21 protein-coding genes are annotated in these 24,796 nt (G+C 44.7%); 11 read left to right on the forward strand and 10 right to left on the reverse strand.

Annotation, left to right across the window (positions count from 1 at the left end; genetic code table 11):
• Nucleotide 1: 1 nt before the first annotated feature.
• On the reverse strand, nucleotides 2-1,300 hold the full coding sequence (locus A3762_RS13250; RefSeq protein ID WP_068477053.1) for a serine hydrolase: 1,299 nt from the start codon (nucleotides 1,298-1,300) through the stop codon (nucleotides 2-4).
• Between the two features lie 245 nt (nucleotides 1,301-1,545).
• Here A3762_RS13250 and A3762_RS13255 point away from each other — a divergent pair, with 245 nt between their 5' ends.
• The 4 genes from A3762_RS13255 to A3762_RS26515 are packed head-to-tail and all read left to right on the forward strand — an operon-like array spanning nucleotide 1,546 to nucleotide 4,193.
• Entirely contained in the window at nucleotides 1,546-2,049 is a 504-nt protein-coding gene (locus tag A3762_RS13255) for a peptidylprolyl isomerase (protein ID WP_068477055.1), read from the forward strand.
• Nucleotides 2,050-2,053: 4 nt separating this feature from the next.
• Nucleotides 2,054-2,803: a UDP-2,3-diacylglucosamine diphosphatase gene (locus A3762_RS13260; RefSeq protein WP_068756012.1), complete on the forward strand. Its 750-nt coding sequence runs from the start codon at nucleotides 2,054-2,056 to the stop codon at nucleotides 2,801-2,803.
• Between the two features lie 5 nt (nucleotides 2,804-2,808).
• On the forward strand, nucleotides 2,809-4,023 hold the full coding sequence (locus A3762_RS13265) for an NAD(P)/FAD-dependent oxidoreductase (RefSeq protein ID WP_068756013.1): 1,215 nt from the start codon (nucleotides 2,809-2,811) through the stop codon (nucleotides 4,021-4,023).
• An 11-nt stretch (nucleotides 4,024-4,034) separates the two neighbouring features.
• Nucleotides 4,035-4,193 (forward strand): DUF2986 domain-containing protein, encoded by a 159-nt coding sequence (locus tag A3762_RS26515; protein ID WP_156493446.1) that lies wholly within the window; start codon nucleotides 4,035-4,037, stop codon nucleotides 4,191-4,193.
• A gap of 64 nt (nucleotides 4,194-4,257) precedes the next feature.
• Here the strand turns inward: A3762_RS26515 and rraA are convergent, their stop codons facing one another.
• Nucleotides 4,258-4,755, reverse strand: a complete 498-nt coding sequence (gene rraA, locus A3762_RS13270) for a ribonuclease E activity regulator RraA (RefSeq protein WP_068477064.1) — start codon at nucleotides 4,753-4,755, stop codon at nucleotides 4,258-4,260.
• A gap of 21 nt (nucleotides 4,756-4,776) precedes the next feature.
• On the reverse strand, nucleotides 4,777-7,140 hold the full coding sequence (gene ppsA / locus A3762_RS13275) for a phosphoenolpyruvate synthase (protein ID WP_068756015.1): 2,364 nt from the start codon (nucleotides 7,138-7,140) through the stop codon (nucleotides 4,777-4,779).
• Nucleotides 7,141-7,358: 218 nt separating this feature from the next.
• On the opposite strand from ppsA, the gene A3762_RS13280 reads away from it, so the two are divergent.
• Nucleotides 7,359-8,177: a pyruvate, water dikinase regulatory protein gene (locus A3762_RS13280; RefSeq protein WP_068756016.1), complete on the forward strand. Its 819-nt coding sequence runs from the start codon at nucleotides 7,359-7,361 to the stop codon at nucleotides 8,175-8,177.
• 10 nt (nucleotides 8,178-8,187) lie between these two features.
• Here the strand turns inward: A3762_RS13280 and A3762_RS13285 are convergent, their stop codons facing one another.
• The 5 genes from A3762_RS13285 to A3762_RS13305 form a co-directional block, all read right to left on the reverse strand.
• Complete coding sequence (locus A3762_RS13285) at nucleotides 8,188-9,423, reverse strand: FAD-binding oxidoreductase (protein ID WP_068756018.1); 1,236 nt, start codon at nucleotides 9,421-9,423, stop codon at nucleotides 8,188-8,190.
• 2 nt (nucleotides 9,424-9,425) lie between these two features.
• Entirely contained in the window at nucleotides 9,426-11,132 is a 1,707-nt protein-coding gene (locus tag A3762_RS13290) for a putative 2-aminoethylphosphonate ABC transporter permease subunit (protein ID WP_068756020.1), read from the reverse strand.
• A complete protein-coding gene (locus tag A3762_RS13295; RefSeq protein ID WP_197469252.1) occupies nucleotides 11,132-12,208 on the reverse strand; it encodes a putative 2-aminoethylphosphonate ABC transporter ATP-binding protein in 1,077 nt (358 codons plus the stop codon). Before A3762_RS13295 ends, A3762_RS13290 begins: the two co-directional genes overlap by 1 nt.
• Before the next feature lie 102 nt (nucleotides 12,209-12,310).
• The gene (locus A3762_RS13300) at nucleotides 12,311-13,336 is read right to left on the reverse strand and encodes a putative 2-aminoethylphosphonate ABC transporter substrate-binding protein (protein ID WP_068756022.1); all 1,026 of its coding nucleotides are present in this window, start codon (nucleotides 13,334-13,336) and stop codon (nucleotides 12,311-12,313) included.
• 139 nt (nucleotides 13,337-13,475) lie between these two features.
• Nucleotides 13,476-14,186 carry a UTRA domain-containing protein gene (locus A3762_RS13305; protein WP_068756023.1) on the reverse strand — a complete coding sequence of 237 codons (711 nt, stop codon included), beginning with the start codon at nucleotides 14,184-14,186 and terminating at the stop codon, nucleotides 13,476-13,478.
• Nucleotides 14,187-14,331: 145 nt separating this feature from the next.
• Here A3762_RS13305 and phnW point away from each other — a divergent pair, with 145 nt between their 5' ends.
• Genes phnW through A3762_RS13325 form a run of 4 tightly spaced genes read left to right on the forward strand, consistent with a single transcriptional unit; the run spans nucleotide 14,332 to nucleotide 17,745 of the window.
• Nucleotides 14,332-15,456, forward strand: a complete 1,125-nt coding sequence (gene phnW / locus A3762_RS13310) for a 2-aminoethylphosphonate--pyruvate transaminase (protein ID WP_231878812.1) — start codon at nucleotides 14,332-14,334, stop codon at nucleotides 15,454-15,456.
• 15 nt (nucleotides 15,457-15,471) lie between these two features.
• Entirely contained in the window at nucleotides 15,472-16,287 is an 816-nt protein-coding gene (gene phnX / locus A3762_RS13315; RefSeq protein WP_068756028.1) for a phosphonoacetaldehyde hydrolase, read from the forward strand.
• Nucleotides 16,284-16,838, forward strand: a complete 555-nt coding sequence (locus tag A3762_RS13320; protein ID WP_068756030.1) for an HD domain-containing protein — start codon at nucleotides 16,284-16,286, stop codon at nucleotides 16,836-16,838. Before phnX ends, A3762_RS13320 begins: the two co-directional genes overlap by 4 nt.
• 1 nt (nucleotide 16,839) lies before the next feature.
• Nucleotides 16,840-17,745 (forward strand): EamA family transporter, encoded by a 906-nt coding sequence (locus tag A3762_RS13325; protein ID WP_068756032.1) that lies wholly within the window; start codon nucleotides 16,840-16,842, stop codon nucleotides 17,743-17,745.
• A 67-nt stretch (nucleotides 17,746-17,812) separates the two neighbouring features.
• On the opposite strand, the gene A3762_RS13330 is transcribed toward A3762_RS13325, so the two are convergent.
• Nucleotides 17,813-20,716 (reverse strand): insulinase family protein, encoded by a 2,904-nt coding sequence (locus A3762_RS13330; protein ID WP_068756034.1) that lies wholly within the window; start codon nucleotides 20,714-20,716, stop codon nucleotides 17,813-17,815.
• 375 nt (nucleotides 20,717-21,091) lie between these two features.
• Between A3762_RS13330 and A3762_RS13335 the strand changes: the two genes are divergently transcribed.
• A complete protein-coding gene (locus tag A3762_RS13335; protein WP_068756036.1) occupies nucleotides 21,092-22,336 on the forward strand; it encodes a PEGA domain-containing protein in 1,245 nt (414 codons plus the stop codon).
• Nucleotides 22,337-22,413: 77 nt separating this feature from the next.
• The gene (locus A3762_RS13340) at nucleotides 22,414-23,667 is read left to right on the forward strand and encodes a response regulator (RefSeq protein ID WP_068756039.1); all 1,254 of its coding nucleotides are present in this window, start codon (nucleotides 22,414-22,416) and stop codon (nucleotides 23,665-23,667) included.
• Nucleotides 23,668-23,739: 72 nt separating this feature from the next.
• On the opposite strand, the gene A3762_RS13345 is transcribed toward A3762_RS13340, so the two are convergent.
• On the reverse strand, nucleotides 23,740-24,663 hold the full coding sequence (locus A3762_RS13345) for a methyl-accepting chemotaxis protein (RefSeq protein WP_068756040.1): 924 nt from the start codon (nucleotides 24,661-24,663) through the stop codon (nucleotides 23,740-23,742).
• Nucleotides 24,664-24,796 lie beyond the last annotated feature (133 nt).

A 24,796-nucleotide genomic window follows, 5' to 3' on the forward strand; every position in this document is an offset into this window, starting at 1 on the left:
TTTATATCTTGGTAATAGAACAGTTCTTAGAAATTGCGTTAACAAAACGCACAAGAGAAGGAATATTGTTTGCAACAATAGGAATGCCGCTAGTCATAAGAGAAACGCTAATCTCCCTTCGAGGGTCGGCCCAAGCCATTTTATTGATTAAACCAATATGCCCATAACAAGCCGAACTATTCGCACCCCAAATACCGACTGGCTTGCCACCAAGCATTAAACCCGCGCTATAACGCATTGGCATCATCAAGGTACGATCAAACTGAACACTCGCAACCTCTTGAATCGCTCGACGAATCGTAATCTCCTTCGCTACCTGCTTTCCCTTCCATTCACCGCCGTTAAGCATCATCTGGAAAAAGCGATTCATTTCTTCTGCTGTTCCCATAATATTGCCTGCTGGAATCACCGCGGACAGAAATCGAGGATCGTTCGTCACATCTTCGACCAAATCTAAAGGCCCACCTAATGCGCGTTTAATCAAATATGAAATTGGGAAACGCGGTTTCAAGCCTATCGCATAGTTCATCGCGACGCGGTCTGCATATTCATCATCAATACCATACTTAAAGTATTTCATGCCCATCGGCTTACGAATACGCTCGTCTAAGACTTGCTGAATCGTCTTATCAGTGACCTTGCTGACCACACGCTCGAGAATATAACCGCCCGTCAGCGCGTGATACGCCAACTTGTCACCGCGTGGCGAGTCAGGCTCCGCATCGCATAATAAACGCCAAATCGTATCGTTATCCCATAAAGTTTCTACCGGCAGCCCCTCAGGCAAACCGGGAATACCACTGCGATGCGATAGCACCTGATGAATCGTGATGTTTTTCTTGCCATTGCGGGCAAACTCAGGAAGATAAAAACTAATCGGATCATGCAGATTGATCAGTTTCTTCTCGTTTAACATATGCATCAATAGTGCTGTGACCGCTTTAGAGGCTGAGAAAAAACACATGGGAGTTTCAGGTCTCATCAAGACCTTAGGTGCCAACTTGTGGTCTGCTGGTCCATTACCTGAAGCATGTCCAATGGACCGCTGCAAGACCACTTCACCCTTACGTCGCAAGCAAAAAGAAATAGCGGGATGCGTACCCGTCTGATAGACACCCTCAACAGATCGCCAAATTGACTCTACATTTTTAGCCGTCATTCCAACTGATTCGGGGTTTCTTTCTTGCGTTTTATCGATCGATGTCACCTGAGCCAGAGAATCAGGGATAACACTTGTTTTACTTAATCGAGCTTTAACGCGCGGGACATTGAGCGCCGTCAATGGAGCATCTAACAACATAATTTGCCTATTTATTATTAAACTTTTCAATCTTTAACGAGTTCAGATAAGTCTTTACGATAGAAGCTAACTGCTTTTAAAACAAACCCTTAGCCGCAAATCACAACAAAAATTAATCGCCCTCAGCAAAACTAATCCCCCCAAGTGTTTAGTCTGACAGCCCAAAACTGTACAATCGGCGCCGAATGGCTGAGTGCGACTAACTGGCACTGGCATCATGTATCTGTAGATCCAACGGAATAACTATGATTTTATTGAAAACTAATTACGGCGACATCACTTTGGAACTTGATTATGAAAAAGCTCCAGTAACCGCTAAAAACTTCGAAGCATACGTGAAAGACGGTTTTTATGACGGCGTAATTTTTCACCGCGTTATCGACAATTTCATGATCCAAGGCGGCGGTTTTGATGTCGATATGAACCAAAAGCCAACGCGCGAAACCATTGAAAATGAAGCAAACAATGGTCTTAGCAATGACATCGGCACAATCGCCATGGCGCGCACGATGGATCCGCATTCAGCTTCTGCTCAATTCTTTATCAATGTTTCTGATAACGCGTTCCTTAACCACACCTCTGAGACAACTGAAGGCTGGGGTTACGCGGTCTTCGGTAAAGTTGCGGAAGGCATGGATGTTGTTGAAAAAATCAAAAGCGTCAAAACCACAATGAAAGCTGGCCACCAAGACGTACCAGTGAACGAAGTGATTATTGAATCAGCAAGCGTTGTAGAAGCAAGCGCTTAATTCAATGATCTATTTCATCTCCGATTTACACCTAGAAGAGTCTCGACCAGATATAACCGAAGCCTTTTTCTATTTTCTCGACAAAATAGAATCCGACGCAAGTCAGCTTTATATCCTTGGAGACTTCTTCGAAGCTTGGGTCGGAGATGATGAAAACACGCCCCTTCAACAATCGGTCAAAAAGCGTCTTGCTCAACTAACCGAAAGCGGCGTCAAAACCTTCTTTATGGCCGGCAATCGTGACTTTTTGATTGGCCAACAATTTTCGAAAGACACAGGCGTTGAAGTGCTTCAAGATCCAAGCACTATTAACTTGAATGCCGAACCATTACTTCTAGCGCATGGCGACAGTTTTTGCACCAAAGATCTGGCGTATATGAAGTTGCGCCAAATGCTTAGAGCCCCTGGATTTTGCGAAACATTTCTAGCACGACCTCTCGCAGAGCGACTCACCACCGCTAGGCAATTACGTGAAATGAGCATCGCGTCGAACAAGGGCAAAGACACTGAAATTATGGATGTTACCCCTGAAGAAATAACCAAGCTTTTAGAAGAAAAACAAACACAAGTTTTGCTTCACGGACATACTCATCGACCAGACATTCACGAGATCACGGCCAACAACCAACCTGCTAAACGCATTGTATTAGGTGATTGGGATAAACACATTTGGTATGCAAAAGTCCCCGAATCTGGAAGTATCAAAGATATAAAACTATACAAAGAAGACTTCCCCACCTCTTTATCTAGCTAATACTTATGAATGACTACATTACCACCAGCGACGTGATCATTATTGGTGGCGGCGCATCAGGATTAATGTGCGCAGGATTTGCTGGACAAAAAGGCCTACATACGGTTGTACTAGATCGCGCAAATAAAGTCGGCAAAAAAATACTCATGTCTGGCGGGGGACGCTGTAACTTCACTAATTACTTTGTCGAACCCGACAACTATCTCTGTGCAAATCCTCATTTTGTTAAATCTGCGCTCAGTCGATATACACAGTGGGACTTTATTTCACTGGTCGAAAAGCATCAAATCCCCTATCACGAGCGCAAACATGGCGAATTGTTTTGCGACAATAGCGCCAAAGACATTCTTAAGATGCTCATAGAAGAGTGTCCGCCGGATAAGGTCGACATTCGCACTAAGTGCGATATCGATAACATTCAATACGAGAATGATTATTTCGTTCTCAAAACAAATATCGGTACTTTCAAGGCTAAGCAATTAGTCATCGCGAGCGGCGGATTATCTATTCCTACAATGGGCGCTAGCGGGTTCGGTTATCAAGTTGCGGAACAATTTGGGCATTCGGTTCTTCCCACTCGGGCAGGTCTTGTTCCATTCACCTTCAGTGATGCCACCAAAGGGCTTACCGAACGTTTGTCTGGCTTGGCGCATGACAGCGCGATTTATAACGAGCGACGCACGTTTCGAGAGAACATACTGTTTACACACCGAGGGATATCTGGCCCCGCGGCATTACAACTTTCAAATTATTGGCACACTTCAGAAGAAATACAGATCAACCTATTTCCAGAAACAGATATCGAAGCAGTGCTTTTTGAAGCAAAACAAAATGCACCAAAGGCCTTACTCAAAAATATACTCGCAAAGAGCCTAGCTAAATCTTTCGTGCAAGAACTTGAAGATCTATTTTGGAAGGATCTAGCCACAACACTAATGGGCGAAATGCAAGATAAAGCACTGCGCAAGATTGCCCAGCAACTACAATCTTGGACACTCAAACCCTCTGGCACAGAAGGCTATCGTACCGCTGAAGTAACGCTAGGCGGAGTCCATACAGATGAAGTATCTTCCAAAACAATGGAAAGTAAAAAGCAAAAAGGCTTATTTCTGATCGGCGAAGTTCTTGACGTTACCGGACATCTAGGCGGCTTTAACTTTCAATGGGCATGGGCTTCCGCCTTCGCGGCGGGTGAGTCGCTTATCGCTTGTAAAAACTAACGACAGACAAAATGAACAGACAAAAAAAAATCAAACAAATCAATAAAAAGCGAATGAAAAAAGAGGCGGCTGAACGTGCGCCTAAAAAGAAGTCGACCTATATTTCAAAAGCTAAACGCGCGGAATTAGAAGAACTTGAACAGTCTGGCACAGAGTCGGAACAAGAGTGACAATTTAGATCCAATAACAAAAAGCCCAGTCATTTGACTGGGCTTTTTTAGCGCAACCGAAGTTTTAAGCAGGCATGCTCAAAGGCTCTGGCGAGACAATCACGCCGTTGTTATCCGCATAAACGTAATGTCCTGGTTTGAATACAACGCCGCCGAATTTCACCTCAACATTTAGATCACCTAATCCACGCTTCTCTGTCTTTCGAGGATTTGTACCAAGCGCTTGTACGCCTAATTGCGTTTGGCGAATCACGTCGACATCGCGAATACAGCCGTAAATGATCAACCCAGACCAACCATTTGCAGCAGCTTTCTCTGCAAGCATATCGCCTAGCAATGCATTACGCTTTGAACCACCGCCATCAACGACCATAACTCGGCCTTCGCCTGGTAGGCCAACTTGCTCTTTCACTACCGAGTTATCTTCAAAACACTTTACAGTCACGATCTCGCCACCAAACGCATCGACCGCGCCAAAGTTGTGAAACATTGGTTCTACGACTTCAACTAAGTCTGGGTACTCGTCACATAAATCTGGGGTGATAATTTTTTCTTCACTCATATTCTTATTCCTTTTAACTACTTACTGTTCTTCTTCTGCAAGATAGAACCACGTATCAAGCACAGAGTCAGGGTTTAATGACACAGTATCGATACCTTCATTCATTAACCAGCGCGCGAAATCTGGGTGATCCGAAGGGCCCTGTCCGCAAATACCGACATATTTACCTGCTTTCTTACATGCTTGAATAGCATTACTCAACAAAGCTTTGATCGCTTCATTTCGCTCATCAAAAAGATGCGCGATGATGCCAGAGTCTCGGTCTAGACCGAGCGTCAATTGGGTTAAGTCATTCGAGCCGATAGAGAAACCATCAAAGTACTCTAAGAATTGCTCTGCCAAAATGGCATTCGCTGGCAATTCACACATCATGATCACACGAAGACCGTTCTCGCCACGCTTAAGACCTTGAGACTCAAGAAGTTCAACAACCTGCTTCGCTTCACCAACGGTTCGAACGAATGGCACCATCACTTCGACATTATCCAGACCCATTTCTTCACGAACTCGTTTAAGCGCCTGACACTCCAAATAGAAACAGTCACGGAAAGTTTCAGAGATATAACGTGATGCGCCACGGAAACCGAGCATCGGATTTTCTTCATCTGGCTCGTATAAATTCCCACCGATCAAATTCGCGTATTCGTTTGACTTAAAGTCAGACAAACGCACGATCACTTTCTTCGGATAGAACGCAGCAGCCAAGGATGAAATACCCTCAACAAGCTTATCGACATAGAAATCAACAGGAGAGTTGTAAGCCGAGATGCGCTTATCAACCGTTTCTTGGATTTCTAAAGGCAAGGCATCGTAATTCAACAATGCTTTAGGATGCACACCGATCATACGGTTGATGATAAATTCCAAGCGAGCCAAGCCAACACCTTCGTTTGGCAAGGCGCTAAAATCGAACGCTCGATCAGGGTTACCAACATTCATCATAATTTTGAATGGTAGGTCAGGCATTGATTCAATTGAGTTTTCACGCAATTCAAAATCAAGCAAGCCTTCATAAATAAAGCCTGTATCACCTTCGGCACATGAAACAGTTACTTTATCGCCCGACTTAAGTTTTTCTGTCGCATCGCCACAGCCCACTACAGCAGGTATACCAAGTTCACGGGCAATAATTGCAGCGTGGCAAGTACGACCACCGCGATTTGTGACAATCGCAGAAGCACGCTTCATAACTGGTTCCCAATCAGGGTCCGTCATGTCAGTAACCAATACATCACCTTCTTGGACCTGATCCATGTCTGCTAAAACATCCACAACACGAACTGGCCCGCTACCGATTTTCTGACCAATACTTCGACCTTCGACGAGCACATTACCCGTCTCTTTCATCAGATAACGTTCTAGTACTGCACTGCTAGATCGGCTTTTAACGGTTTCAGGTCGCGCTTGAACAATATAAATCAAGCCGTCGTCACCATCTTTCGCCCACTCAATATCCATTGGTCGGCCATAGTGCTTTTCAATAATTAGCGCTTGTTGCGTTAACTCGTTAATGTCTTGATCAGTAATAGAGAATTTAAAACGGTCTGCTTTATCTACTTTGACAGTTTCAACAAGCTCAACACCGCTTGTCGCATAAATCATTTTCTGAGCTTTGCTGCCGAGGTTACGACGCAAAATTGCTGGCCGCCCTGCTTCGAAAGTTGGCTTATGCACATAAAATTCATCAGGGTTTACCGCGCCTTGAACAACCATTTCCCCAAGACCGTAAGAGGACGTGATAAATACGGCATCACGGAAACCAGATTCCGTATCAAGCGTAAACATAACACCGCTTGAGGCCGTCTCACTACGCACCATTTTTTGAATGCCTGCAGATAGCGCCACATCAATATGCGCAAACCCTTGGTGTACACGATACGAAATCGCACGGTCGTTGAACAAAGATGCAAATACTTCTTTTACCGCATGTTTGACTGCATCAATACCCTGCACGTTCAAAAAAGTTTCTTGCTGGCCTGCGAACGAGGCTTCTGGCAAATCTTCTGCTGTTGCTGATGAACGAACGGCTACAGCCATTTCATCATTGCCAGATTGAAGCTCAGCAAATGCTTTGTCGAGCTCATCTTCTAATTGCTTTGGAAACGGCGTATCCATCACCCAAGATCGGATTTCAGCACCAACTTCAGCAAGCTTATTTACATCATCAACATCTAGTGCATCTAGAGTCTTATGAATGCGATCAGCAAGGCCATCATTTGCTAAAAATTCATTAAACGCATACGCGGTTGTGGCAAAACCGCCCGGCACTCGAACACCTGCGCCGCTAAGGTTTGCGATCATTTCCCCTAAAGAGGCGTTCTTTCCACCAACACGTTCGACATCATTCATCCCTAAGTGATCGAACCAAACAATATATTCTTGCAAGACGAAGCTCCTATTAACCGTAAGTCGCCAAAAACAATAAACGCCAGAGACAGGGAGTTCGCGTACGATTAGACACGACTTCAAACTCTCTATTCTTAGAATGCTAGATTTTCAAAGGTGCGCATCATACCACTTTATGCTAGCTTAATTCAGCATCAGAAAGGCCTAAATAACGGGCAATCTAAATATCTATTTCTCTTTACGCGGTACCGAAGAATATGAGTAACAAACGAACTGCATTTTTCATCTCTGATGGCACTGGAATTACCAGTGAAGCACTTGGAGTGAGCCTACTAAAACGCTTCGATCAAATTGAGTTTGAAAAGGACACACTACCTTACGTAGACACCATCGAAAAAGCAGAAGAAGTCGTAGAACGCATTAATGCGAGAGCAGAAATAGATGGCGCGAGACCAATCGTTTTCGACACACTTGTCGATGACGATATTCGTAAAATAATCGCTAGCAGTAACGCATTAAAAATCGATGTATTTGGTGCATTCTTGGGCCCATTAACCGAAGAGCTTAATGCCAAACCTAGTGAAGAAGTGGGACGCGCGAGAATTGGCGAAAGTTCTGGATACGAAGATCGTATGGAGGCAATCAACTATGCACTTCATAACGACGACGGAGCAAGAACCAAGCACTATGATGAAGCAGACGTTATCCTGATCGGCGTATCGCGCAGCGGCAAAACACCAACATGCTTGTATCTTGCGATGCAGTACGGGATTCGTGCAGCAAACTACCCGATTACTGAGGAAGACATCGAAGATCAAAAACTCCCTGCAACGCTCAAAAACTATCGCGAAAAACTATTTGGACTCACGATCGACCCAGAGCGTCTATCTCTCATCCGCCACGAACGAAAACCAAACTCACGTTACGCAACGATGAAACAATGCAATTACGAAGTAGAAGAAGTAGAACTCATGTATCGACGAGAGCGCCTGCCAAGCATGAATACTACCGATTATTCCGTTGAAGAAATCGCGACGCGTATTATGGTGCAGTGCAATTTACAAAGACGCTGCTAACCCGCTCTACTTAAGCTTTTCGTGACCGTGCCGCGGCGCATTGATATTGAAAAGTAGGATCAAAAGGCATGGCGTCAGGCATTCTGTCTGGCGCGTATGCACTGATATCCAAATAGGGCGTTAATCCGCACGCAAGTTCACTCAATACTCTCCCAAAGCCTGCACTCATCGCGATACCTGAACCGCAACATCCTGTTCCAACATACAGGTTAGGAATGGACTCAACCGAACCAAGAACAAACTGCCCGTCGAGCGTGTAACTAGATACTCCCGCTGTGTAGTGTTTAATCCCGGCATTCAACAGACTCGGAACAAAGGGCTCAAGCGCTAAAAAAGCCTCCTCTAAATCGCGTTCACCTTCGCTCTTATCGAACTGATACCCAAACAGATCAATCGGAAGCTCCTCAGGGCTACCATAAATCATCGAGCTATCACGATAACCAAACAAAAGATCATTACCATCGGGCCTGGTGTAACAAGAGGCGTCTGGAATCACTGTAATAGGACTATAACGATCAAGAGATGAAATACCATCAACCATCCAATATTGGCTACGAACTGGCGCCATCGGTAACATCACATCAACATGTGATAAAAATTTAGTGCTCCATGGGCCTGCACATAAAACGACAGAGTCAGCATAAATACATCCACCATCACTAAACTTCACCCCTGTTAAACAGCCTTGTCCATCTATCATCAAAGAATGTGCAAAACGTTCAACTACTAGTCGGGCGCCATGACTCACCGCATCAGTTAAATAAGCATTGCCAAGCGAATACGCATCAACATAACCGTCTTGTTCATCTAAACAAACAGCCGCCTCCTTAGAGACGTTTAACCAAGGACAAATCTTTTTAAGTTGCTGGGGGCGAAGAAACGCACTCTCTCTACCTGCGTCGTGAGCGCTATCATGAGCCCTCATGGCGCTTGCATCAGCAGCTGGTGTTCCACCAACATGCACGCAGCCCGTTTGCATAAAGCCAGTACTATCTGGCTTATCTTGTTCGAAAGATAAAATCTTATGGTACGTCTCGTCCATCATGGCTTGCCGTGTGCTATCCGCCCGATGACGAATCAACACCGATGCAGCTTGCGCGGTGGTTCCGCGCATAGGCAATTGCGCATCAACAATCGCCACTTTTTTATTCATTCTTGAAAGATAAGAGGCTGTCGACGCGCCCAGTATGCCGGCACCAATAACGAGCACATCGACAACATTTGAGTTAACTTTACCTAGCGCCATTTCTATACTGCTCTAATGCGCCATGGTTGCAGGTAACGCGAGATCAGCTCAGTGACGAGCCAATGCAGTAAACGTGCGCTAGCGCATGCCGCCATAATCAAAACCGCCATGGCAGCGGCCGGTGCAAGATCACCCGCATCATCCATATTTAGTACAGAAATCGAAGCGAGAATCGTGTTTGGCGAATACAAGAAAACAACGGCTGATACAGTAGTCATCGCATTAATAAACATGTAGAAAAACACATCTACAATGGTCAACAAACACAGTGGCGTACTGACGTTTATAAAGCGCTTAAACCAACCTACCTTCATCGACTCAGCTGCTTCGTCAAAAGACTTATCTAGCTGCTTCAACGCAGTTAAAAACGTTAGATGACTCACGGTATAAAAGTGCGCAACAGTACAAAGAACTAATATCGTCATTGTTCCATACACACTGTTCAAAGGATTGTTAGGCTGATTAAAAAAGAAGATGTATGCTAAACCCAGCACCATGCCAGGAACAGCCATTGGCAAAATTGCGAGCGCATGAACAATTCGCTTCAAGAAGACATTCTGCGCAGCTCGCTCATTAAAGTATGCGACAAACCAAATCAATAGAGTGCCGAATAAAGCTGTCCAAGCTGCCATCTGCAAAGAGTTACCAAACGAGGCCCAGCCTCCGCCATCCATCAAATCAAACTGATAATTGTTCAGAGAAAATGACAAATTATAAGGCCAATAAGTCACGAAAGACGCATAAATCGCGGTACCAACTACGAGCAGCATCGATGCCAGAATAGGCAGACACACCAAAAGACCGAGTAAATCACGCGATAGCTTTTTAGAGGGCAAATAAGGCTTGCTGCTAGATGTTACGGTGACTTTTTGCTTCGATTCGACATAACGCTGAGCAACAAAGGTGATTAATACAGGCGCCAATAACACGAGACTCACCACCGCTCCCATTTGAAAATTCTGTTGCCCGATAACTTGCTTGTAAATGTCAGTGGCGAGCACGTTATATTGGCCACCAATCACTTTGGGAACACCAAAGTCAGTAATCATAAGAGTAAATGAAACAAGTGCAGCGCTAATCAGTCCGTAACGAGCATTCGGCAGCGTAACCGTCATAAAGGTTCGAAAAGCACTCGTTTTCAAAGCATTTGCTGATTCATATAAGCGCGCATCGTTCTGGCGTAGAGCGGTATAAAGAATCATGAACGCGTGCGGAAAAATCCAAAATACACTCCCCATCACTATGCCAATAGGGCCGTATATCTCGGCACCGAACAACCATTCTCGCAAAAAACCTTGCTTACCAAAGATATAAATCAACGCGATAGCTGGCAATAAAGAAGGCGCTAACAGCGGCAACATCGCTAAAAATCTAAACAGCCCTTTTACAGGAATGCGAGAGTGCGTTAGTACATAGGCGTAAAGAAATGCGCAGACCACGACAATTAAAGTCACGACCAAAGATATAAACAAGGAGTTAGATAAAGACTGCTGTAAACCCTGCGAACCAAAATACGTTAAAAAGTTATCCAGACCAACAAAGTGTCCATCACTATCCTCAACACTTTTACTCAGTAAAGAAAACAAAGGGAGCAAAATTGCGACACTCAATGCCCCAATAACACCCAACTGAACAAACAAGCGGATAGTTCGATCCGTTTCAGATAAACCGTTAAACCAAGAACGAAGATTTAAAGTTAAGGTAGTCACTAAGCCGTCTCCGCATCTTGAGAAAACACATGCAGCGCTTCTTTCGGCAAGGCAACTTTATGCTGTGCGCCTAAACTCAAGTCAAAAAATTGCAGCTTGGTAGATGGCAAATCTATTTCGAGACTCTTACCCCAAGCATCACATACCAATTGAATAGAAACGAATCGGCCGAAATACTCAATTGCCTCGACGCGAGCTGAGACAACGACGCCTTTCTCACTCGCAAGACGGAACTCTACATCACCCTCTAACACCAAATGCTCTGGACGAATTGCGAGAGAAGCACTTGTCGAATGAAGATCTAAATGGGTCTGCAAGTCTTTCGTCGCCTGACTTTCACGCTCAGCTTCAAGCGAGAAAATATTCATCGACCCAACGAAGTCTGCAACGAATTCTGATGCCGGTTTGCGATACACCAAATTAGGCGAAGCACATTGTTCAATTCTGCCTTGATTCATCACAACCACTTTATCGGCCATACTCAGGGCCTCTTCTTGATCGTGCGTCACCATAATAGTGGTAATGCCTAAGCGTTTTTGTAACTGTTTTAACTCAGATCGCAACCTTGTGCGCACTTTTGCATCAAGTGCTGACAAAGGTTCATCCAGTAACAGTAAACTCGGTTTCAGCGCTAAAGCACGCGCTAAAGCAACACGCTGTTGCTGACCCCCAGACAGTTGTTGAGGATATTTATCGACGTGCTCATGAAGATCCATCAAAGCAACAAGTTCAGTAACGCGCGCCCGTCGCTCGGCTTTCTTGACCTTTGCATTCTTCAAACCATATTCAATGTTTTCCGACACGTTCAGGTTCGGGAATAAAGCATAACTTTGGAACACAATCCCAAAGTCACGCTGACTTACTGGCAACCGAGAAATATCGATTCCATTTTGAATAATTGTCCCCTCATCCTGCAATTCGAGGCCCGCAATCATTCTAAGCAGCGTCGTTTTTCCGCAGCCTGATGGCCCGAGAAAACAAACAAATTCTCCTCTTTCAATTTCAAATGACACATGATCGACAGCATTGAAATTTCCGAATGACTTAGAAAGTTGATTTACGCTTAAAAAACTCATAATGAGACTCGCAGACAATGGATGGGTAGAACTCAAAAAAGCGGTGCCCGAAGGCACCGCGCAACAACAGCTACGTCGGAGTCGTGGCTGGTTGGGAAAGCCTTACTTCGGATCAGATTTTCCGTCGTAACGGCTAGCCCACGTAGACAAAATGTCTTTACGGTTCTTAGCAGCCCAACCAAAATCGTTATCTATGATGAGTTCGTCAGCATTTTCTGGGAAATGCTCAACTGGTTTTGCAATACCTGGTATTGCAACAATTGCATAACCAACGTTATACATGCGCATTGCATCTTCAGAGACTGCAAAGTCCATAAGCTTTTTCGCAGCGTCTAGCTTGTCAGTACCTTTAACAATCGCTGCCGCTTCTACGTCCCAGCCTAAACCTTCTGAAGGAAAGACCACTTCAACTGGTGCGCCTTTTGTTTTTTCTTTCGCGCCACGAAATGCAAATGAAATACCAATAGGCGTTTCACCAGCGGCGGCCAATTTACAAGGCTTTGAACCAGAGTGGGTATAACGTGAAATGTTTTCGTGAAGCGCATCCATGTATTCCCAACCTTTGTCCTCTCCGAACATTTGTAGCCAGCTTGATACATCTAAGAAGCCAGTACCTGAAGAGTTTGGATTAGGCATAATGACATGGCCTTTATAGATAGGCTTGGTCAAATCTTCCCACGAGCTTGGCATAGGCAAACCCGCTTTCTGTGCTTCAACCGTATTCACACATAAGCCAGCCATCCATGCATCTAGGCCTACCCATTGCGTTTTTGCGCTGTTATCACGGAACTTCGGCGATAGTTTTTCAAAACCAACAGGCTTATAAGTTTCTAGCATTTGCTCATCTTTAAGAATAAGCAGTGATGTGCCCGCTAAACCCCAAACAACATCTGCTTGCGGATTTTCTTTTTCAGCAAGCAACTTAGCAGTAACGATGCCTGTGGAGTCGCGTACCCAATTGACTTTGATATCAGGGTTCTTGTTTTCGAATTCTGCCTTATAACGCTTCAGATCTTCTGCTTCAAACGCTGTATATACAGTTAATTCTGTTGCAGCCATTCCAAGACCACTAAGGGCCATCAATGCTGCACCTAAAACACATTTCTTCATTATCTTCATCATAGCCATTGGCTTGTTCCTCTAAATTATTGGTATAGACCAGACGAGAAACATTTAAATATCCAAATGTGACAATACAGTGAACTTGTTATGACAATTTTATGACCTCGCGTCAGTGGCAGAAAAACAAAGAATTAAACTCAACGAATTAGTTGTTAATATCAAAATTGATTGAAATGGCGTCATGACGCCATAGCTCATGATCGAATTCGAAGATCTCGCCATGCTGATTGCGATACTTGCGCTGAAACTTTAATGAGGAGACACCCATTGGTGCAGATAAGGCTTGAGCAACGTCATTTGGAAGTATCGATACCGAAATTTCAAAGTCGGCTTTTTGCACAGTCATTTTATACTCGCTGCGCAATAACGCATGCAGAGAACCTTCTAAATCAAACCTATCTAAGTTTGGTAACAGGTCTGCCCGCAATAGCATTTGCTCATACAAAACGGGCCGTCCATCTAGGCTACGTAGGCGGTTCACTTGATATACAGGCTTACCAACAGCAATTTGCATTTCCGAAGCTATGTAGCGGTCCGCTACGGTCAACTTAATCGAAAGGAGTTGGGTGCTCGGTTGAAAACCCTGTTGCCTTGCATAATCGACAAAACTAACCCGTCCATGAACACTTGGGTCATAACGCAATTTAGGTGGGGATATAAACCAACCACGTCGGTTCTCCCGATAAATCAAGCCTTCTGTTTCCAACAACTTCAAAGCCTCTCGGATTGTTACCCGCGTTGTTGAATGTTGCTCACTCAACTCTCGCTCAGAGGGTAGTTTCATCTCGCCTTCCCCTCTCCATCTCACGATATTTTCCGTCAGAGTCTCTTTTATTGCGTTCGCTAATGTACCCATGATTCTTTTATCTATCAGACCTCGATTGTCTGATCTCTGTATATTTCACTTTTATGAATTTTGCAGGTAAAGCGTTGACCCTTACCTAAAGGTGCACATAGTATCTCGCCCAACTGGTATATACCAATAATTTTGAGATTTACTTATGACGACCAAAATGGATGCACCGATAAACCCTTATTTACTTCTTACTCCTGGCCCTCTATCAACAAGCACCGGAGTGAGAAATGCCATGTTACGCGATTGGTGTACTTGGGATGATGACTACAAACAACTTGTTCAAGGCGTCAGACAGCGCTTGGTAAAACTTGCAACTAGCGAGGAATATCAAGACGAATACACTGCTGTGTTGATGCAAGGCAGCGGCTCAGCCTCTGTCGAAGCAACACTTGGTTCAGTCATACCCGCATCAGGACATTTAGTCATACTCGCTAATGGTGCCTATGGACAACGCATGGCAACCATGGCTTCGATCCTGAACATTCCTTTTAGTCTGATCGATTACGGAGAAACATCTCCTGTCGACCCCGCCAAACTACAACAGGTGTTAAAGGAGCTTTCCGGAGACATCTATGTCGCAATGGTTCATTGCGAAACAACGACGGGAATGCTCAACCCCATTGAGCCCATCAGTCATGTCTGCAAAGAAAACAACTGCACCTTCATTGTCGACGCTATGAGTTCTTTCGGCGGCATTCCTCTTGATCTGGCTGAGTTAAATATCGACTTTTTAATCAGTAGCGCCAACAAATGTATTCAAGGCGTCCCTGGCTTTGGGTTTGTGCTCGCAAAGCATTCCTCTATTGCCAAATGTGAAGGCCTAGCGCGCTCACACAGCTTAGATTTATTTGATCAATGGCAAGCGATGGAGAAAGACCCTGGCAAGTGGCGTTTTACATCACCAACTCATGTTGTACGCGCATTTGAGCAAGCTCTTATCGAATTAGAACAAGAAGGCGGTGTTGAAGCGCGCTATCAACGCTACTTGAAAAATAGAGATACCCTTATTGCCGGCATGGAAAAGCTTGGCTTCACAACCTTACTACAAGGTGATTTACGCTCACCATTTATTAGTACGTTTTTAAACCCGCAGTATGAAAGTTATCGCTTCAATACCTTTTATGACGGATTAAAAAAACGCGGTTTCGTTATTTACCCCGGAAAAGTAAGCCAAGCAGATTGCTTCCGAATCGGCACGATTGGCCACGTATTTCCTGAAGATATTCAGAGACTTATTCAAGCAGTTTCTGAAGAACGCTATTGGCTATAAACACGCGAGATATTTATGAACAACACAAATAACACTATTCAAGCCGCCATTTTTGATTGGGCAGGCACCACTGTTGATTTCGGTTCTGTCGCACCGATCGAAGCGTTCAAAGCTTTATTCGAACGTAAAGACATTACGGTTAACGATGCTGAATGTCGCGCCCCAATGGGCACAGAGAAAAGCGAGCACATTCGACAAATGCTCGCCATGCCAGAGATTGCACAGCAGTGGGAGACTCATTATCAAAGAAGCCCATCTGAAGAAGACGTACAACGCTTATACCATGAGTTTCTGCCACTGCAATTAGAGACAATCCAAGAGTTTAGTCAGATCATCCCGGGCTGTTTAGATACGATGGCCTACCTTAAGTACAAAGAGATCAAAATCGGCTCGAATACTGGTTACAACGAAGAGATGTACGCCTTAGTTGCAAAAACAGCCGAGCAACAAGGTTTCACGACCCAGTCGAATGTATGCGCTACACAAGTTAGCAAGGGGCGTCCTTACCCATATATGGCGCAAGCTGTCATGGAAGAGCTCGGTATACTCGACGCGGCGACTTGTATAAAAGTTGATGACACTGAAACGGGACTAGAGGAAGGCCGCCATGCTGGCATGTGGACAGTTGGTGTATCCATTTCAGGCAACGCCCTTGGACTGCGACAAGCGCAGTGGGAAGCGCTCAATCAGGAAGAACAGTCAAACCTAAGACAAGGTGCCGAAGAAAAACTCGCCAAAGTAGACCCGCACTACATTATCGATAGCGTCGCCGAGCTCCCAAATGTGATCGAGCGTATCAATGCACGCCTTATGAAAGGAGAGCGCCCATGAGCGAGGCAATCGCGTTAAAAAGCATCGACGAGCTATTTAGTTTATTCGAACAATATGGCAACGAGCACTATGGCGAAGGTGTCTCGCAAAGCCTACATATGCGCCAATGCGCAACACTAGCAGAACAAGAGGATGCAGGTGATGCTCTGATTGCGGCAGCCTTGTTGCACGATATTGGCCACTTTCACGCCTATGAACATAACGCAAATTACGAACAAGACTTTCACCACGAGCGGGTCGGCGTAACCATGCTTGATACGTTGTTTCTGAAACAGGTCACAGACCCGATTCGATTACACGTAGCCGCTAAGCGTTATTTGTGTGCAAAAGATGACGGTTATCTGAATAGCTTAAGTGAGGCTTCAAAACAAAGTCTTGCTGTGCAAGGAGGACCAATGACTGAAAAACAAATGCGTTCGTTCGAACAATCTAACAGCTTCAGCAATGCCATCGCATTGCGCCGTTACGATGATGAAGGCAAAAAAATCGATCAAGGTGCGGCACCGCTCAGCTACTTTCGTCCTTTATTAGAGAGACTGATTAAAAACTGATATGACCTACATTGCTGTTGTTTTGGTGCTTGCTTCTGCTTTTTGTCACGCCTTATGGAATGTCATAAGCAAGCAGCAAACACCGTCTCTCTCGTTCTTCGCGTTGGTAAGCGCTGCGGCCACCCTAATACTAAGCCCAATCGTATTGCTTAAATTCAAAAGTGTTGTTTTTGTTATTCAGCATTACCCGATAGAAATTGCACTCACGGGAATATGCCAGGCGCTTTATTTCGTTGGACTAGCGGGCGCATACCGACACGGTAATTTTTCAGTGTCTTATCCTCTAGCAAGGGCGTTACCGGTAATCTTCACACCACTCGCTGCCTTTCTACTGTTCGAATTGAAATTCAGCTTTATACAAAGCCTTTGCGCATTAGGAATTTTACTGGGCTGCATCGCGATAAGCTGGCCTCGTAAAACAGAGTATAACGAGCATCTCAGCTCGAGCTTATTACATGCCCTACTCGCTGCTATCGGAACAACAGGCTACACGCTTATTGACCAAACGGTATTAAATTCTCTCGCTAGCCAATCTCAATTTAATGAGAGTGAGAGCGTCAAAGCATTGATATACATGTGGTGTCTTTCGGCATCGTCAATGATTGCCATGTGCACAATACTCTTCGTATCTAAATCTGGAAGAGACGCGTGGCGCGATGTTGTGTCGAATAAAAAGAAGATCAGTGCCATGACAGCATTCATCATGACACTCACATACTCTTTGGTTTTGATCGCTATGCATGCGACTGACAACGTGTCTTATCTTGTTGCTCTGAGGCAATCAAGCATCGTCATTGGGGTGATATTTGGTGTAGTTTTTTTAAAAGAGAACTTTGGGAAACTGCGCTGTCTTGGGCTCGCATTGATCATGAGCGGAATCTATTTAATGATTCCAATAGATGGGTAATTTAATCAGAAAAAATGGTTGAGAGAGTCTTAGAATACAGACCTTTCTCAACCATTTAACCGCTTGCCTATAGCTCTTGAATCTCCACGCCTAAATCACGCAATGCTTCTTCATTCGCCGAGTTAGAAACAACAGCAACACTCGCATTCTCATCTTGGAGATATGTACTAGCTACATGCTTCAAATCATCCAAGCTTACTTTAAGTACGGCTTGTCGGAATTGATCTCGCTTCGCTTGTGTTCTTCCAAACAGCTCACTATGGAAATCCCCTTTTGCTTCACCTGCAGGAGAACGAGGTTTATCTATTTGCGAAACAACACCTAATACCGCCTGTTCAAGCTGCTCAGGATCATGCTCTTCATTCAACATCCACTGAATAGATGCATCAAAATCAGACAAGGTCTCGCTCAAGCGAGGGTCTCTGTAGGAGAAAAAGCGGAATGATGCACTTGCACTATCTTGGCTAGCACCGCCACCATACGCACCACCTTGCTCACGAATAGCACGATGCAAGAAACCATTTCTCAAGAAACCACCTAACACACTCAAAGCCGGTGCATCCTCATGCTCAACCGGTACTGTAGCAAATGCTTTCGCACAGAAATTAACTTGTGTATTGGTAATCCAAGCTTGCTTATTTGCTTGACGTATTGATGGCAAACTAAAGCTTTCTGCGTTCGCCGACTCACTTAAAGCTTCTGCCTGTATTAAGCCTTTCGAAGTCTCGAGAGCTTCCGCTTCACCAACAACCAAGTACTGTCTTGGCATCGCAATAACTTTACTATGAAGCTCAGATAGTTGATCTGCTAACTGTTGCAATGCGGACTCTTCATTCAAAGAAGTATCCAGCGCTTTCAGTGATTTAATGCCTTGCAATCCACCTAGACGATAAGCCAGATTAGCTGCCGGACTCATACCGCTAGAAGCCGCACCCATTGCTAAGCTATGGCCGTTATTTACAACAGATTGTTCGCGACGCGCGCGCATCTGAGAGACTAGTTCTCGCATGCGAGAGGTCTCATCAAAACGAACATTGTTTATGTAATCATGTAAGAGACGATTCAAGGTTTGCGCATTTCGACGTAAAGCCTTACCACTGAAAACAAGCACTCCTTTAACGTCTTGCTCATCAGCACCTCCACCTTTCACACTAGAAAATGCATGAATACCACCTGTTGCAGCTGACTGCTGATTCTGCATTTCCAAATAACTCTGATCAGCGACACCTAATTCCGTGACGATAGCTGTGTAGATCGGAAGCAATTGCTGCTCTTGTTCAGACAAGGCAGGCAAGTCGAAAATGACTTGCTGGTAAATAAGACCATTCGTGCCTTGCTCATATTGCGTCAGCTTAGACGCACCCCCTACAATCGTACCTTGTGGCCTGTAAAGCTCACTCGGAACATCTTCGATACCAACTTTAGGCAAGATAGATTCATCGTCTTTCGCTTCTTGTCGAGCTTTGAGCGCTTTCGCTTTGCTCTCAACATTTTCTAACTCTTCAGAGCTCATTGCTGACTTTTTCGCAGCGAGCTCATCTTCAACCAGACTCGCACGAACAGCATCAAAGCCTTGATTTGGTTTCATTACCAAAGTCACGCGATGCGCGTTATTAAGCAGCAGTCTCTTCACTCGTGACTGGATATAATCAGGATATTTAATCTGTTCGCGTAGGCGCTCTAAAACAGGATCTAAATCAAGTAGTGCGACCGGATCCCCGCCATGCAACATCGGCGACAACCCTGCCAAAATCAACTGCAGACCATATGGGTAGCTATCACCAGAGATCTCTCGCTGACTCAGTTCTAACTGATGAAGAACAGCCTCTAGTCGCTCTTGCGGAACACCGTTCTGTGCCACATCTTCGAGAACAGAAATCACAAGCTTTTCGAACTCTGCGACGCGCTCCGGCTCGCTTCCCTCAATTCCACAAGCAAACAACATTTCTTTATTAGAGTCTTCAAGTCCACACAACGGTGATGGTGCCTGCCCTAGTTCAGTTTGCTCGAGTGCTTTCTGCAATGGCGCTGCAGAGTTCTCGAACAACACGTTCGACAACAAGTGCGCTTCAAGATTGCTTTCTAAATCAAAGCTGTGATCGAGCAACCAAGACATCACGATGTGTGTTTTATTTTCAATACCATCGTTTTCATCAATTGGGTAATTTTCAACGACAGTGAGCGGCGCACAATAGCGTTTTTCGTCAGTCACAATAGCTAGATCATTTGATCGCTCAAAACGCGATAAGACATTGTTGTGGAATGTCTCTTGATGCTCTTCGGCTGTGATATCACCGAAGGTCATAAATACCGCATTACTCGGATGATAATGCTTGCGATAGAAAGCTTTCAGCTGATCATAAGTGAGGTCGGTAATATGTTCGGGATCACCACCACTGTTGTAATGGTAAGTCGAAGTTGGAAACACATAACGAGTGAGTGTCTGCCAAAGTTGGCTCACCGGCGAACTCATTGCGCCTTTCATCTCGTTATACACAACACCTTTATAGACCAATGGCGAATCTGCGTTACCTTCCTCTTCAAATTCTACGCGATGCCCTTCTTGAAGAAAGTCCATCTCGTCCAAGCGCGAGAAAAAGACCGCATCTAGATACACATCTAAGAGGTTATTAAAGTCTTTTTTGTTCTTACTCGCGAAAGGATAAGCAGTCCAATCACTGCTAGTAAAGGCATTCATGAAGGTGTTCAGAGAGCGGCGAATCATCATAAAAAATGGATCGCGTACCGGATATTTTTCGCTACCACACAATGCAGTGTGCTCAAGGATATGCGCCACACCTGTATTGTCAGTCGGAACAGTCTTTAGTCCTACCAAGAAAACATTCTCATCGTTCTCTGAAGCAAAGTGTAAATGTCGTGCTCCGGTGCCTTTGTGCACGTACTCTTCAGCATCTACGGCGAGAGATTCAATACGTTGTTTTCTTACAAATTCAAATTGCGGGTGGCTCATTGATCATTAACACCTTATGGTTGGCCAGACTGAACTGTTGATTGAATTAAGCTGTGAAGATTAACACTGTGACAAGCAAGTGTTTATCTTGCAAGAGACAGAGACTTATTAGCATTCGTTTATAGTGACATTTTTTCGAACTTCAACTCCAAGCTTATACGTACCACTCAAAAACAATGGTTTTGTGACAAAACAAGCAAAACCCCGCAGTTAACAAGCAAAATCAATACTTTATGTCTAGACTCCAATTAATGTGAGGAGTACAAAGACCTACTCATTTTTGTTGGCCAAACCAAAGCAATGCATTAGACGTAGCCAAACACAAACGTAGTCTCGAGTTAGTCGAGTGTGTAAACGCTAAAACAGGACCCATTCATGGTCGATATTAGACCTTTATTGTTCATCAATTTTTTACTCGCCCTTCTCTTAGCAAGCGCAGGTATCGTTCATTTACACGACACTAATGCTGCGAGCACTTCTGAAGTACCACAAGTTGCTGAAGAATTAGTCGAACCAGAACTTGAGTCAGAAAAACCAGAACCAGAAAGCTCGGTTGAAACTGATGAGAACATCGTAGTCAGTGATTCCGATGACGCTCCAATCTTCGCTGATCAAGTTCCATCAACAGCTTCTACGCAGACACCTAAAACAGCTCCGCCTGTAGCAACACCTGCAACACCAGTTGCGATTAGCGGAAAACTCACCGTACGCTCCAATGTGTATGGAGATACCGTACTCATCAACGGCAAGCCATACGGGTCTAGCGCACTTGAAGTTGAGTTATCACCAGGCACTTACACAGTTGAAGTGACCAAAGGCGGTTTCCAAAACTGGCGTCAAGAAATATACATCGCAAAAAATAGCGATCAGACCATCGTCGCAGAACTCCAGCAGTACACGACCGTTAACTACCGAAACGGTGTTTGGGAGCACGGTGTACAAACTGGTGAGGGCCGCTACCAAGACGGCGCGCGCATCGACTACCAAGGTTCATTCGTCAATGGACAGTTTCATGGTTATGGCTCCGCGCGCTATGGCGATGGTTCACGCTATCAAGGTGAATGGTTTGAAGGCGAAAGAAAGGGACAAGGCACATTCGTCAGCAGCAATGGCGACACTTATGTTGGACAGTTCTCTGGTGACAAATTTAACGGGGATGGCACACAAACCAAAGCCAATGGCGACATCTATACAGGTTATTGGATCGACGGCGAGTTAAGTGGCCAAGGCTCTCTAACCACCCGAGACGGTTTACTTTATGTTGGTGGTTTTAGTGACAACCTATTCCACGGCAATGGCACCCTTACTTACCCAGATGGCGGCACATACGAAGGTTCTTTCTCTAACGGTTTGTTCCACGGCAAAGGGGTTGAAGTGTATGCCAGCGGCAAGAAATACGAAGGGCAATTTATTGAAGGCTTGTATCACGGCAAGGGTGAAATACTAAACCCTAACGGAAGCAAAATAAGCGGTACATTTAAAGATGGAGAACCTTTTGGAAAAGTAACGCTCACCACTGAAGAAGGTGAAGTGTTTACGGCACGTTCTTCAGAACCTGGTGTGTGTTATCGCCCGAAAAGCTACCGTGCAACGCAATGCCCTAAATTAGACGGCTGGTAATCGACACACGATCCGCCAAAACGCATTTATTTTACTGTTGAAATCGAGCTTTGCTCGGCAGATATAAGAGGTTAAGCATGACAATCAAGAGCGCTTTAATCGTTGATGATTCCAAAGTGGCAAGATTCGCTCTGCGCAAGTTATTGGAAAAACTAAATTTAGAAGTGAGCATGGCAGGCTCAGGCGAAGAAGCAATTGAGATTGTTGAAGGTGGTTCTGTTCCCGACGTTATATTTATGGATCAGCTCATGCCCGGCATGAACGGGGTTGATGCTGCCAAGCAAATACGAGCCATGTCGAACGCGAGTCATGTTCCTGTCATCATGTGTACCTCTAAAAAATCTGATGAGTTTTCTGAAGAAGTGATTAAAAACGGTATTTACGATGTGCTCACTAAGCCTGCTGAGCCGCACCGTGTTTCTGATCTTATTAGCCAACTCGAAGAAGACATGGCTAATGCCGCTGCGGTAAGTGCTATAGAAGAAACCAGCACTGAACTTGATGAGCTAAGCATTAGTGACAGCGAGCTTGATGTTGATATTGAAGAGATTGATCTTGAAGGCGCTGAACTTAATGAAGTTGAAACAAGCGATTTACTAGGTGAAGAGCTTGCGGTCGACGAACTCCCTGAACCTGAAAACACCCTTGCTGAGGATTCCTCTTCAGAAATCCTAGAGCCTCAAGAAGTAAATATCGAAAGCGAAGCGCCTTCTGTAGTATCTAAAGTCTCGGTCTCACAAGCAGCGGCACCTGAACTGTCTGAAGATGCAGTGATTGAAGCAGCTCGCACCGCAGTACGCAGCAGTATCAATAATCGCCTACACGACTTGTTGGCAGGTTTATTTGACGACCAACACGAGCACTTTAAGCATCTTGTTAACGAAACAAGCCAAGAACAAAAAGCTTTACTCGAAAAAGTAATGGCTGAGCATGAGCAAAGCATTAAAGAAAAGACTGATGCAATCAAAGGTGAGATAGCGACGGAAGTCAGCATGTTCATTAGCAATCAGCTGAAAGAACTTAAGTCTGATATCGTCAAACAAATCGATACCCAAGCAGCGCTAGCGCCTGACTTTGACGAACTGAAAGAACAATTGCAGAGCGCACAGCAAATCGACACGGAGTTTTGGCAAAAGATGCAAGCTGACGCGATTCAGCAAGCACATGAGATGTCCCGTCACACAGCTGAAGACATTGCCGAGCAAGCGATCGACACCTTTATCCGACACCATAAAAAAGAAAGTGCCAAATACTATGGTTACGCTGTAGCGGTCAGTATTGGGGTATTTGCAGTCGGTCTAGCAGCGATTAGCGGCTTGATTCCAATGTAATCGCGGATTACTTTTTCAGAGTAAAAAGTAATCTCGGGCCTTTTACTCTGAAACTTCATTCATTTAAAACGACTACTTAGCAACTGCCCAATTCCCAGCATCGTCCTGACACACATCCCGCACCAAGCTCTCTTCTTCTCCGTCCGCCACAATCACCATGCTCAAACTAACGCACTTCCCTTCAGAGCCTTGATAGCGCTTCAAGACATCAACATGACCATAATTTCCGGTGGCGTCATTAGACCACGTTTTCCGACTCAAGCTTTGATCTGACAACAGTACTTTTATAGATTCTGTTACCAAATGCGTATCTTCTTGAGTGATATTTACATCACCTTTAAAACGATCAAACAATCTCTCTTCTGCGCTGGCTAGAAAATCAAACGGCGTAGTAATAATGCCTTTTAAAACCCCTTTCACTGCGCCCTTTCCGGCCTCTTCTGAGATATCCTTGGCTGTCGCAACCACTTTTTCAACTCGTGAGAGATAGCTAGGAATCTCAGCACGTGTTTTTTCAACCTGGTCTAATACTTCAGGAACCAAAGGAGCAATTTCCTTAACGGTTTGATTAGTCTGGTTCACGGTAGCGGCCGCATTGTCTGCGGTTTTGAGAACAAGCGGTAATTGAGCACTCACCTCTTGAATCCGAGTATCAATCGCATCGACCCGAGACAGTACATCCGGCAAGGTCGCTCGTATAGTTTCTACCTCGGTCATTATCTCAGGCACTAACTCACGATAAGCTTTAGCTTCTTCCAACAAATTTGGAATAGAAGCATTCACTTTATTCACTGTTGCTAGAACATCAGGGATCTGAGAGGTAATCGGTTCAACAGTCTGACTGCTTTTATCAAGTTGCTCGAGAATTTCTGGCACCTGATCTACAACACGAATTAATGCATAACTGAAATACGCTAATGCACCAGCTAAGGCGACGAGAGACAATGAAAAAAAGATGCTTCTAGAAGAGCTTGAAGGAGCTGGATGATCAGACATAGAGTATTGTTCTTTTATTAAGGTAGGTTCTAATTAATACACGCATATCACTATAGCTTGCAAACGAAGAATGAATGACGCGCCCAAATATAATCTACTGATCAATCATAATAGATCTTGTACACCGTAATAC

The organism is Oleiphilus sp. HI0125 (assembly GCF_001635355.1).